This window comes from Paraburkholderia sp. RL17-368-BIF-A (assembly GCF_046054045.1).
GTDB classification, from domain to species: Bacteria; Pseudomonadota; Gammaproteobacteria; order Burkholderiales; family Burkholderiaceae; genus Paraburkholderia; species Paraburkholderia graminis.
The window spans coordinates 163,530-176,690 of sequence record NZ_JARESN010000007.1 but is presented as its reverse complement, the minus strand read 5'-3'; the positions used below and the strand labels follow the sequence as shown (position 1 = coordinate 176,690).

Below are 13,161 nucleotides of genomic sequence, written 5' to 3'. Positions count from 1 at the left end.
ACGCGCCGCGAATTGCCGTTGCGATTTGCCGCCGCGATAATGAAAAACGCCTGCACGCGAATCGCATGCAGGCGTTCTGTTTTTAGCGCGCGGCCTTACAACCGTTGGCGGTTTTAATGCTCGCTAGTCGCGATCGTTATGCTGCGTGCGCTGACGCAATTCCTGCAACTGCGATTCCACAACGGTTGCGTCTTCCGCATCCGGGCACTCGCCAAGATAACGCTCGAGGTCTTCGAGCGCCGGGCGCAAATAGTCCAGGCGCGCATACGCAAAACCGCGGTCGCGAATCTCGTCGATACTGTCGGGCAACAGGATCACGAGACGCTGCTGCACGGCAAGCAGGCGCTGCCAGCGCTCGGTCTGCAAATACGTGGACTTCAGATTGCGCAACATACGCGCGATGATCTCGCGCCGCGTGGCCGGCTGCAGCAGCATGCGCAGCGCCCGGCTCACCGACTCGCCGGCCGACGCCACATACGGCTCCAGCATGTCGACCATTTCCGATTCCGACAGCGAATGCCCGCTCGTCGGATCAAGCATCACGTCGCCATCGGGTGTCGTGACACGCAACAGGAAATGACCGGGAAACGATACGCCGCGCGCCGGAATGCCGATCTGCTCGGCCATCTCCAGGTACAGCACCGCGAGCGAAATCGGAATGCCGCGGCGACGCTTCAGCACCGCGTTCAGATGGCTGTTGTCGGGGTCGTAATAGTCGTTCAGATTGCTGGCAAAACCCAACTCGCGGAAGAAGAACCGGTTCAGAATGCCGACCTTCTGGCGGATGTCCGCGTCGTCCGGCATGCGGCGCTGCAGGCGCACCACCAGTTCGTCGATCTCGGCCAGCGTGCCTTGCAGATCGAGGTCCGGGTAAGCATCCTGCGCGAGCGAGAGCGCCGCCTCGGTCAGCGGCAAGCTCTCGTCTTCGGCGACGAGCGTGCTGAAATAGTCGAGAACCCGCGTGATCGTCATCACTTCACTCGCCTTTTGAAATACGCGTACTTGAAGCCCATCAGCCAAAGCATACCGAAATATAGCGCCGCGAACAGCACGAGGCAGGCAGCGAGCAGCGCCATGCGGTCGATGGGCCGGTCATGCATGCCGATCCAGTCGAAGCTGATGGACAGCCAACGCATGGTGCCCGCGAGGACCAGACACGCGCCGAACAACTGCGCGAAGAACTTGAGCCAGCCGCTCGACGGCGTATAGATGCCGCGCTTGCGCAGTCCGAGAAACAGCAACAGCGCGTTGCCGCAAGCGCCGAGCCCGACGCTCAGCGTGAGCCCCGCATGCGCGAAGATCGGCACGAACACATAGTTGCTCAACTGCGTGAGAATCAGCACGCCGATGCCGATTTTCACCGGCGTCTTGATGTCCTGCTTCGCGTAGAAGCCGGGCGCGAGGATCTTGATCAGAATCAGACCGATCAGGCCGACACCGTAAGCGGCCAGCGCGCGCGCCACCATGACGACCGCGTTGCCGTCGAACTTGCCGTAGTGAAACAGCGTGGCCGTCAACGGCTCAGCAAAAAAGAACAGCGCAACGGCGCTCGGCGCAGCGAGCAAAAACGTGACGCGCAAACCCCAGTCGAGCAGCGACGAATATTCGTGAGGATCGGCGTCGACGTGCGCCTTCGATAGACTCGGCAGCAGGATCGTGCCTAGCGCGACGCCGAGCAGCGCGGTCGGAAATTCCATCAGCCGGTCCGCGTAGTTGATCCACGAGACGGCGCCCGGCCCAATGCGCGACGCGATATTCGTATTGATGATGAGGCTGATTTGCGCGACGGAGACGGCGAACATGGCCGGCACCATCTTCCACAGCACGCGCTTCACGCCGCGATGCGCGAGCGCGCGCAGCGGATTCAGGCCGATGCGCGGCACCATGTCGATCTTCTTGAGGCCCGGCAGTTGCACGACGAACTGCAACAACCCGCCCGCGATCACTGCCCACGCAAGCGCATAGACCGGCGTGTGCATGCGCGGCGCGAAAAACACCGCGGCGACAATGAACGACACGTTCAGCAAAACCGGCGCGAACGCGGGCAGTGAGAAGTTCTTGTACGTGTTCAGCACGCCGGACGCGAGCGACGTCAGCGAAATGAAGATGATGTACGGGAACATGATGCGCGTCATCGTGACCGCGAGCGCGTAGGCCTGGCCTTCGTGAGCGAGGCCCGACGCGACCACGAACACGACGCCCGACGCGCCCAGCACGCCGACGAGCGACAGCACCGCGAGCGCCCAGGCGAGCACCGTCGAGGTGGCATCGACGAGCGCCTTGGTGGCGTCATGTCCTTGCTGGTTCTTGAACTCGGCGAGGATCGGCACGAAGGCCTGCGAAAACGCGCCTTCGGCGGAAATGCGGCGCAGCAGGTTGGGAATGCGGAAGGCGACGTAGAACGCGTCAGTGTATTGACTGGCGCCGAACGCGCGCGCGATCAGCGTTTCGCGGGCCAGTCCGGTCACGCGCGACAACAGCGTGAAACCGCTGACCGTCAGCAGGGCTCGGAATAGATTCATGGGGCGCTTATTATAAGGGTGCCGCAAAGGCGGACGACGAGCCAGGAAGCGATTCGGACCGATTTCCTCTAGAGACGTTCGGTTGGGGCAGCGAATTCCGCTGCATTTTTTCGCGCGCGCCGCGGGCGGCCGGCAAGGGCTTGTGCAATCGGGCCGCGCTCGGGCGCGGTGAACCGCGGCCGGGCAGCAATCCGACTCGCGCGGGCGGGTCTGGCCTCCCCCGAGCCGGCGGCGCGGCATGCATTCCCGTTGCCACGTCCCTGATTTTGTTGCTATAATCGCCGGTTTCGAAGCTCGCTCAGTTCTCGGACGGCTTCCGGACGAGGGTCGAGGTCGGCGCCAGGTGTCACGAATGTGAACGAATATGGGCCGCCACTTCCTTCACATACGCCGGAACATGGCGCCGCAAACACGGGCCCGCCTTCGCGTAGTTCGATCGTTTTTCGACACTTTTGCGCTCTTGGGCAATCGCTTCCAAGAGTTCGGATCTAAAAGCAGCGCCTCACCACTTGAAGGTCAGGTACTGGAAACAGGAACAGGATAAGGAACCGTCATGGCTAACTCCGCACAAGCACGCAAGCGCGCCCGCCAGGCCGCCAAGGCAAACTCGCACAACTCGGCACTGCGCTCGAAGTTCCGCACGGCCATCAAGGCAGTGCGCAAGGCAATCGACGCCGGCGACAAGGCCAAGGCCGCTGAAATCTTCCAGGCATCGTCGAAGACCATCGACATCATTGCCGACAAGAAAATCGTTCACAAGAACAAGGCAGCTCGCCATAAGAGCCGCCTCGCCGCAGCCATCAAGGGTCTGCAGGCTTCCGCAGCCCAGTAATTCCGGTCGGCCCGCTCCGGCGGGCTACCTCCTGTTTCCGCTGCGCATGAAGGCCCGCTTTGGCGGGCTTTTTTGTTTGCCACGCGCGCGTAGCGGAAGAGAATGGCCGATTGGCGCAGCAACGCCAGCATGAAAAAACCCGCCGATGTGGCGGGTTTTTGCTTTTCTGCGAGCCGGTTTCGCTGGCGCTAGATGATGTGCCGCTTCGTCTGCGGCGGCGGCGCATGCTCCAGTTCCAGCTCGCACGCTTCCGTCACCACGAGGTCGTTGTCTTTGGCGAAGTTCATGACGAAGTCGAACGCCATGGGTTCGATGTCGCGCAGGCGCGAATCGAGAATCACGCACTTGAGGTCGCCGATCATGGTCGGCCGGACGTACACCGAGTACTGCATGTAGGCGTTGGGGCCCTTTCTGGCACCCGGTCCGAAAGATGACATCACACCTGCGAGACGCTCCGACCAGTCGCTCGGCCGGAATCTTTTTCCCGTCGACGTGATGCCCTGAATGAAGTATTCGGTTGGAGCTGCTTCGGCCATGTAGAAATACCTGTGTGACTGCCCAGCGGATGACGGCGACAGCAAGCAACAAAACGGATTTCGAAACGCTGTGCCCGGCGAGTGAACCGCTCCAGAGAGCGCCGCCGCAGGATCGTGCAAAGCGGTTTGGCCGCTATGACGTGCGCGTTGTCGGCGTCGTGACGCACGCGCTGTGCCTACCTTAAACGGCGCACTAACGAAGCATCACGCACAAAGGCGGCGCCTTGCGAACCGCTTGAGCCGCCACGCGACGCCTGTGCCCTCACCACGAAGCACGGGCCTGCTGGGCCTTTGAATAACCCGCAGATTATAGCGCAGCGGACCTTTTTCCGCACTGCACACAAGCTTGTTTCGGCAGCGCAGCGCGGCTTTCAAAGCGCTTTCCCGGCCTTTTGGCCGACTCGTCAAATGAGGCGAAATCCTTTATGCTGCATTGAGTTACCACAAAACGACGGCGGCGCCGTCCGGCAATCCTGCCGGGTGAGACCGCCGTATTTGTTTCATGACCGCCAAGAAAATTCGCCACTATCTGCAGTTCAAGGATTTCTCGCTAGACGACTACGAGTACGTGCTGGAGCGCGCGCGAATTCTGAAGCGCAAGTTCAAGAACTACGAGACTTACCATCCGCTGCACGACCGCACGCTCGCCATGATCTTCGAAAAGAATTCGACGCGCACGCGCCTGTCGTTCGAAGCCGGCATTTTCCAGTTGGGCGGGCACGCCGTTTTCATGAGCACGCGCGACACGCAGCTCGGCCGCGGCGAACCTATCGAAGACGCTGCGCAGGTCATCTCGCGCATGGTCGACATCATCATGATCCGCACGTTCGGTCAGGACATCATTCAGCGCTTTGCAGAAAATTCGCGCGTGCCGGTGATCAACGGGCTGACAAACGAATATCACCCGTGCCAGGTGCTGGCCGACATCTTCACGTATTTCGAGCATCGCGGTCCGATTCGCGGCAAGACGGTCGCGTGGGTCGGCGACGCGAACAACATGCTCTACACGTGGATCGAAGCCGCGCAGATTCTCGGCTTCAAGCTGCGCCTCTCCACGCCGCCGGGCTACAAGCTCGACCGCGGCTTCGTCGCCGCGGAAAGCGCGCCGTTCTACGAGGAATTCGACGATCCGAACGAAGCGTGCGCGGGCGCCGATCTCGTCACGACTGACGTGTGGACCAGCATGGGCTTCGAGGCCGAAAACGAAGCGCGCAAGAAAGCCTTCGCCGACTGGTGCGTCGACGCGGAAATGATGTCGCGCGCGCACGCCGACGCGCTCTTCATGCACTGCCTGCCGGCTCATCGCGGCGAAGAAGTGAGCGCGGAAGTGATCGACGGTCCGCAAAGCGTCGTGTGGGACGAAGCGGAAAACCGTCTGCACGTACAGAAGGCGCTGATGGAATATCTGCTGCTCGGCAAGCTCAATCACTGAGCGCATTGCCGCGCGACATTTGCATGAAGCGCGGCGCGGCGTTCGGCCTTGACTACGACGCAAGCCGTCCACGCCGGGACCGCGCACCGCGCACCACGCTTCGGCCCGCAGCAGCCTCACCAGCGCTCCGCAATATTCGCCGCAACAGCCAAAAACGCGGACGCGCGCCGTTTTAGTGTCAAAATAGTTGTTTTCCGCGCTCCGGAACCGCCGGCGCGCCTTGTTTTCCCGCTTTCTCCAGCTACGAGTTCACCATGAGCGATATCAAGAAAGTCGTGCTCGCCTATTCGGGCGGCCTCGACACCTCCGTCATCCTGAAGTGGTTGCAGGACAACTACGACGCCGAAGTCGTCACGTTCACGGCCGACATCGGCCAGGGCGAAGAGCTGGAACCGGCGCGCAAGAAGGCACTGCAACTGGGCATCAAGCAGGACAACATCTTTATCGAAGACCTGCGTGAAGAATTCGTGCGCGACTTCGTGTTCCCAATGTTCCGCGCCAACACGATTTACGAAGGCGAATATCTGCTGGGCACGTCGATCGCGCGTCCGCTGATCGCGAAGCGTCAGATCGAGATTGCCCGCGCCACCGGCGCGCAGGCCGTGTCGCACGGCGCGACCGGCAAGGGCAACGACCAGGTTCGCTTCGAACTGGGCTACTACGCGCTCGAGCCGGGCATCAAGGTGATCGCGCCGTGGCGCGAATGGGATTTGCTGTCGCGCGAAAAGCTGCTCGCCTACGCGGAAAAAGCCGGCATTCCCATTGAAATGAAGCACAAGCAAGGCGGCGCGCCGTACTCGATGGACGCGAACCTGCTGCACATTTCGTTCGAAGGCCGTCACCTCGAAGACCCGAAGGCCGAGGCGGAAGCCGACATGTGGCGCTGGACCGTGTCGCCGGAGCAGGCGCCGGATCAGGCCGAATACGTCGACATCGAATATGAGCACGGCGATCCGGTCGCGATCAACGGCAAGCGTCTGTCGGCGGCCGAAATGCTGACTGAACTGAACAGTCTTGGCGGCAAGCACGGCATCGGCCGTCTGGATCTGGTGGAAAACCGCTATGTCGGCATGAAGTCGCGCGGCTGCTATGAAACGCCGGGCGGCACGATCATGCTGAAGGCGCACCGCGGCATCGAGTCGATCACGCTCGACCGCGAAGTCGCGCACCTGAAGGACGACCTGATGGCTCGCTACGCCGCGCTGATTTATAACGGCTACTGGTGGAGCCCGGAGCGCCGCGCGATTCAGGTGCTGATCGACCACACGCAGGAGAAGGTCAACGGCTGGGTGCGCGTGAAGCTCTACAAGGGCAGCGTGTCGGTTGTCGCTCGCGATTCGAAGGAAACGCTGTTCGACAAGACCATCGCCACTTTCGACGACGACGGCGGCGCCTACAACCAGGCCGACGCCGGCGGCTTCATCAAGCTGAACGCGTTGCGTATGCGGATCGCGGAGAACGCGCGCCGTCAGCGCGGTTAAGCGGAGCGCCGTCGAGGCGCGGCTGGGCGGAAACCTTGCGGTTAAACAGAGCTTCCCGCTAGCGCGATAGATGCAACGAAAAGAAAGGCGCCGCGAGGAAACTCGCGGCGCCTTTCTTCATGCGCGCTGTAAAACACCGGCAAAGCGGCGTTACTTTGCCCTACAAGCCCGCACGCTCACAAGCAAACCGGCTCCGCCTCCAACTCGACGCCGAATCTCTCCAGCACGTCATGCTGGATCGCACGCGCGAGGGCCAGCACGTCCGCCCCGCTCGCGCCGCCGCGATTCACCAGCACCAGCGCCTGGCGCTCGTGCACGGCGGCGGCGCCGATCGAGCGGCCCTTCCAGCCGCATCGGTCGATCAGCCAGCCCGCCGCGAGCTTCACGCGCCCGTCCGGCTGCGCGTAGGACACGACATCCGGCTCCCGGCTTTTCAGCGCTTCAAACTGATCGGCGTTCACCACGGGATTCTTGAAGAAGCTGCCCGCGTTGCCGAGTTCCAGCGGATCGGGAAGTTTGGCGCGCCGCACGGCGACGACCGCGTCGAAGATGGCTTGCGCATCCGGCTCCTTGCCGTCCGCGTGGTAGCCGTCAGCAGCGAGCTGGCGAGCGAGATCCGCATAGTTCGCGCGCGGTTGCCAGGCTTTCGGCAAACGGAACGTAACCGACGTGATGACGAAACGGTCGCGCCCTTCCCGCTTGAAAAAGCTGTCGCGGTAGCCGAACGCGCAGGCCCGCGCATCGAACTCGACCGACTCGCCGGAAGCCAGTTCCACGGCGCGCAGCCAGGCAAAGCGCTCGCACATTTCCAGCCCGTACGCGCCGATGTTCTGAATCGGCGCGGCGCCCACCGTGCCTGGAATCAATGCGAGGTTTTCGAGGCCCGGCAAACCCTGCGACAGCGTCCATCCGACGAACTCGTGCCACGGCTCGCCGGCGGCTGCCTCCACATAGACGGCTTCGTCGTCCTCGCCGACGACACGGCGTCCGCGCAGCGCCACGAGCAGCACCAGTCCCGCGAAGTCGCGCGTCAGCACCACATTGCTGCCGCCGCCGAGCACGAGCCGCGGCAAACCAGCAATGCGCGGATCGTGCGCCGCGGCCGGCAACTGCGCTTCACGCTCGATGCGGCACGCCCACTGCGCGTGGACGTCGAAACCAAAGGTGTTGTGCGCCTTCAGCGGATAGCCGGCAATGAACTCGGCGGAATCGGTTTGAGACATCGGAATCGGAACTATGGGCGGGCAAACGGCCGTGGGCTGCGGGCCCGCGCGGCGGCCTTGGGCAAATGAGGGTTGCGTCGGTAAAATGACGCTGGTCCGTGATTATAGCGAGTGCCCCGCGACGAGCCGCCGGCCGCGTCGCGCACCGCCGCACTATTGGGAGAATGCAATGCCATCGTTTGACGTCGTCTGCGAAGCGAACATGATCGAAGTCAAGAACGCGATCGAGCAGTCCAACAAGGAAATCTCAACCCGCTTCGACTTCAAGGGGTCGGACGCGCGCGTCGAACACAAGGAAAACGAAATCACCGCCTACGCCGACGACGACTTCAAGCTCGGCCAGGTCACAGACGTGCTGATCTCCAAAATGGCCAAGCGCAACGTCGACGTGCGCTTCCTCGACTACGGCAAGATCGAGAAGATCGGCGGCGACAAGGTCAAGCAGGTCATCAAGATCAAGAAGGGCGTGTCGGGCGATCTGTCGAAGAAAATCGTGCGCCTCGTGAAGGACAGCAAGATCAAGGTTCAGGCGAGCATTCAGGGCGACGCGGTGCGCATCACCGGGGGAAAACGCGACGACCTGCAAAGCGTGATCGCGATGCTGCGCAAGGACGTGACGGACACGCCGCTCGACTTCAATAACTTCCGCGACTGAGCGTTTATGTCATCGACGCAGCGCCGGTTTCAGCGGCGCTGCACCCGCTCAACGATCCTCGCCGCTCACCGCACTCGCAGCCGCCGCCTTCTTCTTATCGCCGATACGGCTTTCCTCGCCGCGCATCAGCTTGCCGATATTGCCGCGATGACGCCACACGAGCAGCGAGCTCATCACGACGATCGCCAGCGCGATGACGTGCGGCCCGAACAGAAAGCCGTCGAAGATCGGCGCGAACACTGCCGCAGCCAACGCCGCCAGCGACGAATAGCGCGTGAAGAACGCCACGATCAGCCACGTCAGAAGCGTGGCGAGGCCGAGAACCGGATTGATCGCGAGCAACACGCCGGCGGCCGTCGCCACGCCCTTGCCACCCTTGAAGCGGAAGAACACCGGATACAGGTGGCCGAGAAACACGGCGACGCACGCAATCGCCACCGACGTATCGTCGAACCCGTAGCGCGCACCGAAATGCGCGACGAACCACACGGGCAACCAGCCCTTGAAGGCGTCGCCGATCAACGTGAGAATCGCGGCCTTCTTGCTGCCGCTGCGCAGCACGTTGGTCGCGCCGGGATTGCCCGAGCCGTACGAGCGCGGGTCGTCGAGCCCCATCGCGGCGCTCACGATCACGGCGAACGACACCGAACCGATCAGGTAGGCAACGACAGCAACGATCAGGTTTTGCATCTGTGACTCTTATAAGGATCGGCGGTCTGCAACTGGATACCTCAACCGCAACAGGGAACGAAAGCCGGCACGCAGCACGCGGCGGCGAACCGAAGCGGCGCACATTCTACCGAACGCGCGCACCGCGAAAACATTCAGGCAAACGTCAATCGACGCTCGCGCACTGCACCGGCTTCGCGCCCAGCAATCCGGTCAGCACTTTCGGCTCGATACTGACGAGAAAACCGCGCCGGCCGCCGTTCAGCCAGATGCGCTCCATCTCCAGAATGGTGGACTCGATGTACACCGGCATCTGCTTGCGCGTGCCGAACGGCGACGTGCCGCCGATCAGATAGCCGGAATGACGGTTCGCCACTTCGGGCTTGCACGGCTCGACGCGCTTCACGCCGATCTGCCGCGCGAGGTTCTTGGTGCTGACGGTGCGGTCGCCGTGCATGAGGACGATCAACGGCTTCGCATGCTCGTCCTCCATGACGAGCGTCTTCACGACCTGATGCTCGTCTACGCCAAGCTGACGCGCCGATTCGCCGGTGCCGCCATGCTCCACATAATCGTACGGATGCTCGCCGAAAGCCACGCCGTGCCGACGCAGAAACTGCGTGGCGGGCGTTTCGGAAACGTGTCTGGATTTGCTCATCGGCGCATTGTAATGGCGACTTTGCACAACGGCTATTTGCCGAATGGCCAATTGTGCGGCTTCGGGCATTGTGGCACGATCGTTCGAAAATCTTCCGGCGCGATGCACGCCGGTCACGCAATCGCCCTTAGGAGACGCACTTGACCACCGCTTCCGCTTTACGCTCCACGATAGACGTTCCCGCGCTGCTGGCCGCCCTCCCCGCGCGCATTTCCGATATTCCCGCGCTGGCCGCCGCGCGCGATCCGCAGCACATTGCGTTGATCGAGGACGCGCGCCGTCTCACCAATGCGCAACTCATGGTGGCCGTGGACGCGGCCGCCGCGTTGCTGCGCGAATGGGGCGTGCAAGGCGGCGACCGCGTGATGATCGTCGCCGAGAACAGCATCGCGCAGATCGTGCTGCTGTTCGCCACGGCGCGGCTCGACGCGTGGGCGCTGGTGTCGAACGCACGTCTGTCGGCGGCGGAACTGGACGCGATCCGCGCGCACGCGAAGCCGCGCGTCACCGCGTATATGGTCGAAAGCTCGGTCGATGCGAGCCAGCATGCGCAGCGTCATCAGGCACGTACGGCGCCGCGCATGACGCCGGACATCGGCGCGTGGTCCTACGTGGTGGACGATTCGGCGCAAGCGCAAGCGGAACCGGTCGAAGCCGCGAGCGAATGCCAATGCGCGGCGCTGATCTATACGACCGGCACCACCGGCGCGCCAAAGGGCGTGATGCTGTCGCATCGCAATCTGCTTTTTATCGCCACCGTGTCGAGCCGGCTGCGCCAGGTTCGTCCCGACGACGTGGTCTATGCCGTGCTGCCCATCTCGCATGTGTACGGCTTCGCGTCGGTGTGCCTCGGCAGTCTGCACGCCGGCGCGACCTTGCGGCTCGCGCCGCGCTTCGCGCCCGAAGCCGTGCGCCGCGCGCTCGCCGACGAACGCGTGTCGATCTTTCAGGGCGTGCCCGCGATGCACGCCAAACTGCTCGAGCATTTGCAGACGCACGGGCATGAATGGCGCGCGCCGCATCTGCGCTTCATCTATTCGGGCGGCTCGCCGCTCGACGCGGCGCTGAAAGCCCACGTCGAAAGCGTGTACGGTTTGCCGCTGCATAACGGCTACGGCATGACCGAAAGCAGTCCGACTGTCTCGCAGACCATGCTCGATGCGCCGCGCGCGGACTGTTCGGTCGGCGAAGTGATTCCGGGCGTCGAAGTGCGCTTTGTCGAACTCGACGGCGCGGACGCCGCGCCCGGCGCAATCGGCGAGCTATGGGTGCGCGGCCCGAACGTAATGCTCGGCTACTACCGCAACCCGGAGCAAACGCGCGCGGCAGTGACCGAAGACGGCTGGCTGAAAACCGGCGATCTCGCGCGGCAGGACGCCGATGGCGCGCTGCATATCGTCGGGCGCAGCAAGGACCTGATCATCCGCTCCGGCTTCAATGTTTATCCCGCCGAGGTCGAGCATGTGCTGAACGCGCATCCGCAAGTCGTGCAGTCGGCGGTGATCGGGCGCGCAGTCGAGGGCAACGAGGAAGTGATCGCGTTCGTCGAACTGGCGGCTCACGCGACCGTTACACCGGTTGAGCTTGCCGCGTGGTGCGCCGAACGCCTTGCGCCCTACAAGCGCCCCGCCGAAGTGAAGGTGCTTGCGGCATTGCCCGCGGCATCGACGGGAAAAATTCTCAAGCACCGGCTGCGCGAATTGCTTTGAAGGTGCGTGTGCGTCAACCGCGCGGATGATGCACAGCATGCAGCGACTTGAGCCGCTCGCGCGCGACGTGCGTATAAATCTGCGTGGTCGAAATGTCGGTGTGGCCGAGCAGTAGTTGCACCACGCGCAGATCGGCGCCGTGATTGAGCAGATGCGTCGCGAACGCGTGCCGCAACGTGTGCGGCGACAACGGTGCATGCACGCCGGCCGCCGCCGCATGTCGCTTGATGATGTTCCAGAACTGCTGGCGCGTCATGCCCTCGGCGCGATTCGTGACGAACAGTGCATCGGCGGCGCGCGCGCCGAGCAGCGCTGGCCGCGCGTCGCGCAAATAACGTTCGATCCAGCCGTGCGCTTCTTCGCCGAACGGAATCAGCCGCTCTTTCGAGCCCTTGCCCATCACGCGGACCACGCCTTCGTTCAGGCCGACTTCAACGGTCTTTAGCGTGACGAGTTCGGTGACGCGCAAGCCGCTCGCGTACATCAGCTCGAGCATGGTGCGATCGCGCAGACCCAACGGCGTGTCGATGTCGGGCGCGCCGAGCAGCGCCTCGACTTGCGCTTCGCTGAGCGTCGACGGAAAACGCGGCGGTTGTTTCGCCGAGCGAATGCGCAGCGTCGGATCAACCTTCGCGCGATGCTCGCGCACAGCCCAACCGTAATAGCGGCGAAACACCGAGAGGCGCCGGTTCGCCGACGTCGATTTGTCCTTCCGACGCGCCGCGCTGTACGCGTTCAGATCGGCCTCGCTGGCGATGTCGAGCGATGCGCCGCGCGTTTGCGCGAGCCACTCGCTGAAGAGACGCAGGTCGCGGCGATACGCGTCGAGCGTGTTGCGCGAGAGGCCGTGTTCGAGCCATAGCGCGTCGCAGAATGCGTCGATCGACGCCGAACTCGCCGCGAACAAGGGCGACTGCGCGAAGCCCGCGCCTGGGTCCGCGCTTGCGTCCTCAACCAGGGTATCGCTCATGCGTAGGGAATGCCTTCATGCGCGAGCAGCCAGCGCTTGACGTTGCGAAAAAAGCCGTCGTCGGCATGATGCGCGAATCCGCCGATGCCGCTCGAACTCACCACGCGATGACACGGAATCACGATAGGAAAACAATTGTCGCCGCACGCCTGCCCGACCGCGCGCGGCACACTGCCGAGCTGCCTTGCCAGTTGCCCATACGTGACGACCGCGCCGGGCGGAATCTCGCACAGCGCCTGCCACACACGCCGCCGGAACGCGGTGCCCGCGGTGGCGAGCGGCAAGTCGAATTTCGCCGACGGCTCCGCGAAATACCGCTCGATCTGCTCGACAGCGCGTTGCGCCAACGGCGTGTCCGGCGCGACGTTTTGCATCGACTCCGGCAGATAGACGATCTCGCGCACCGCCTCGCCTTCGGTGCGAATGCCGACCTTGCCGAACGGCGCATCGATCACTGCGTTGAACATGTCGCCT

The 13,161-nt window shown here is 63.2% G+C and carries 13 protein-coding genes; 5 read left to right on the top strand and 8 right to left on the bottom strand.

What is annotated here, in order from left to right:
* Positions 1-123: 123 nt before the first annotated feature.
* Both P0D87_RS14635 and murJ read right to left on the bottom strand, forming a co-directional pair.
* A complete protein-coding gene (locus tag P0D87_RS14635) occupies positions 124-966 on the bottom strand; it encodes a SirB1 family protein (RefSeq protein ID WP_029968099.1) in 843 nt (280 codons plus the stop codon).
* Positions 967-971: 5 nt separating this feature from the next.
* Entirely contained in the window at positions 972-2,522 is a 1,551-nt protein-coding gene (gene murJ / locus P0D87_RS14630) for a murein biosynthesis integral membrane protein MurJ (protein ID WP_006050053.1), read from the bottom strand.
* Between the two features lie 553 nt (positions 2,523-3,075).
* Between murJ and rpsT the strand changes: the two genes are divergently transcribed.
* Complete coding sequence (gene rpsT, locus P0D87_RS14625) at positions 3,076-3,354, top strand: 30S ribosomal protein S20 (protein ID WP_020069158.1); 279 nt, start codon at positions 3,076-3,078, stop codon at positions 3,352-3,354.
* Between the two features lie 188 nt (positions 3,355-3,542).
* Here rpsT and P0D87_RS14620 read toward each other — a convergent pair whose 3' ends face one another.
* On the bottom strand, positions 3,543-3,890 hold the full coding sequence (locus tag P0D87_RS14620; protein ID WP_006050051.1) for a DUF3579 domain-containing protein: 348 nt from the start codon (positions 3,888-3,890) through the stop codon (positions 3,543-3,545).
* A gap of 502 nt (positions 3,891-4,392) precedes the next feature.
* Here P0D87_RS14620 and argF point away from each other — a divergent pair.
* Positions 4,393-5,322, top strand: coding sequence for an ornithine carbamoyltransferase (argF, locus tag P0D87_RS14615; RefSeq protein WP_006050050.1), 930 nt, complete (start codon positions 4,393-4,395; stop codon positions 5,320-5,322).
* A 254-nt stretch (positions 5,323-5,576) separates the two neighbouring features.
* Positions 5,577-6,803: an argininosuccinate synthase gene (locus tag P0D87_RS14610; protein WP_006050049.1), complete on the top strand. Its 1,227-nt coding sequence runs from the start codon at positions 5,577-5,579 to the stop codon at positions 6,801-6,803.
* Positions 6,804-6,979: 176 nt separating this feature from the next.
* Here P0D87_RS14610 and murB read toward each other — a convergent pair whose 3' ends face one another.
* Complete coding sequence (gene murB / locus P0D87_RS14605; RefSeq protein ID WP_006050048.1) at positions 6,980-8,026, bottom strand: UDP-N-acetylmuramate dehydrogenase; 1,047 nt, start codon at positions 8,024-8,026, stop codon at positions 6,980-6,982.
* A gap of 169 nt (positions 8,027-8,195) precedes the next feature.
* On the opposite strand from murB, the gene P0D87_RS14600 reads away from it, so the two are divergent.
* A complete protein-coding gene (locus P0D87_RS14600; protein WP_006050047.1) occupies positions 8,196-8,681 on the top strand; it encodes a YajQ family cyclic di-GMP-binding protein in 486 nt (161 codons plus the stop codon).
* Between the two features lie 48 nt (positions 8,682-8,729).
* On the opposite strand, the gene plsY is transcribed toward P0D87_RS14600, so the two are convergent.
* Together plsY and P0D87_RS14590 are read right to left on the bottom strand one after the other, a co-directional pair.
* The gene (plsY, locus tag P0D87_RS14595) at positions 8,730-9,371 is read right to left on the bottom strand and encodes a glycerol-3-phosphate 1-O-acyltransferase PlsY (protein WP_053858676.1); all 642 of its coding nucleotides are present in this window, start codon (positions 9,369-9,371) and stop codon (positions 8,730-8,732) included.
* 145 nt (positions 9,372-9,516) lie between these two features.
* Positions 9,517-10,008: an aminoacyl-tRNA deacylase gene (locus P0D87_RS14590; RefSeq protein WP_053859089.1), complete on the bottom strand. Its 492-nt coding sequence runs from the start codon at positions 10,006-10,008 to the stop codon at positions 9,517-9,519.
* Positions 10,009-10,148: 140 nt separating this feature from the next.
* Between P0D87_RS14590 and P0D87_RS14585 the strand changes: the two genes are divergently transcribed.
* Positions 10,149-11,717: a class I adenylate-forming enzyme family protein gene (locus P0D87_RS14585; protein WP_053858677.1), complete on the top strand. Its 1,569-nt coding sequence runs from the start codon at positions 10,149-10,151 to the stop codon at positions 11,715-11,717.
* A gap of 13 nt (positions 11,718-11,730) precedes the next feature.
* Here P0D87_RS14585 and xerD read toward each other — a convergent pair whose 3' ends face one another.
* A complete protein-coding gene (gene xerD / locus P0D87_RS14580) occupies positions 11,731-12,687 on the bottom strand; it encodes a site-specific tyrosine recombinase XerD (protein WP_053858678.1) in 957 nt (318 codons plus the stop codon).
* Positions 12,684-13,154, bottom strand: a complete 471-nt coding sequence (locus P0D87_RS14575) for a methylated-DNA--[protein]-cysteine S-methyltransferase (RefSeq protein WP_029968111.1) — start codon at positions 13,152-13,154, stop codon at positions 12,684-12,686. Before P0D87_RS14575 ends, xerD begins: the two co-directional genes overlap by 4 nt.
* Positions 13,155-13,161: the final 7 nt, after the last annotated feature.

What these genes read in the sequence shown, in the direction of transcription:
- xerD (WP_053858678.1), bottom strand. Translation starts at nt 12,687, where the DNA reads ATGAGCGATACCCTGGTTGAGGACGCAAGCGCGGACCCAGGCGCGGGC.
- P0D87_RS14575 (WP_029968111.1), bottom strand. Translation starts at nt 13,154, where the DNA reads ATGTTCAACGCAGTGATCGATGCGCCGTTCGGCAAGGTCGGCATTCGC.
- murB (WP_006050048.1), bottom strand. Translation starts at nt 8,026, where the DNA reads ATGTCTCAAACCGATTCCGCCGAGTTCATTGCCGGCTATCCGCTGAAG.
- P0D87_RS14590 (WP_053859089.1), bottom strand. Translation starts at nt 10,008, where the DNA reads ATGAGCAAATCCAGACACGTTTCCGAAACGCCCGCCACGCAGTTTCTG.
- rpsT (WP_020069158.1), top strand. Translation starts at nt 3,076, where the DNA reads ATGGCTAACTCCGCACAAGCACGCAAGCGCGCCCGCCAGGCCGCCAAG.
- murJ (WP_006050053.1), bottom strand. Translation starts at nt 2,522, where the DNA reads ATGAATCTATTCCGAGCCCTGCTGACGGTCAGCGGTTTCACGCTGTTG.
- P0D87_RS14610 (WP_006050049.1), top strand. Translation starts at nt 5,577, where the DNA reads ATGAGCGATATCAAGAAAGTCGTGCTCGCCTATTCGGGCGGCCTCGAC.
- plsY (WP_053858676.1), bottom strand. Translation starts at nt 9,371, where the DNA reads ATGCAAAACCTGATCGTTGCTGTCGTTGCCTACCTGATCGGTTCGGTG.
- P0D87_RS14620 (WP_006050051.1), bottom strand. Translation starts at nt 3,890, where the DNA reads ATGGCCGAAGCAGCTCCAACCGAATACTTCATTCAGGGCATCACGTCG.
- argF (WP_006050050.1), top strand. Translation starts at nt 4,393, where the DNA reads ATGACCGCCAAGAAAATTCGCCACTATCTGCAGTTCAAGGATTTCTCG.
- P0D87_RS14600 (WP_006050047.1), top strand. Translation starts at nt 8,196, where the DNA reads ATGCCATCGTTTGACGTCGTCTGCGAAGCGAACATGATCGAAGTCAAG.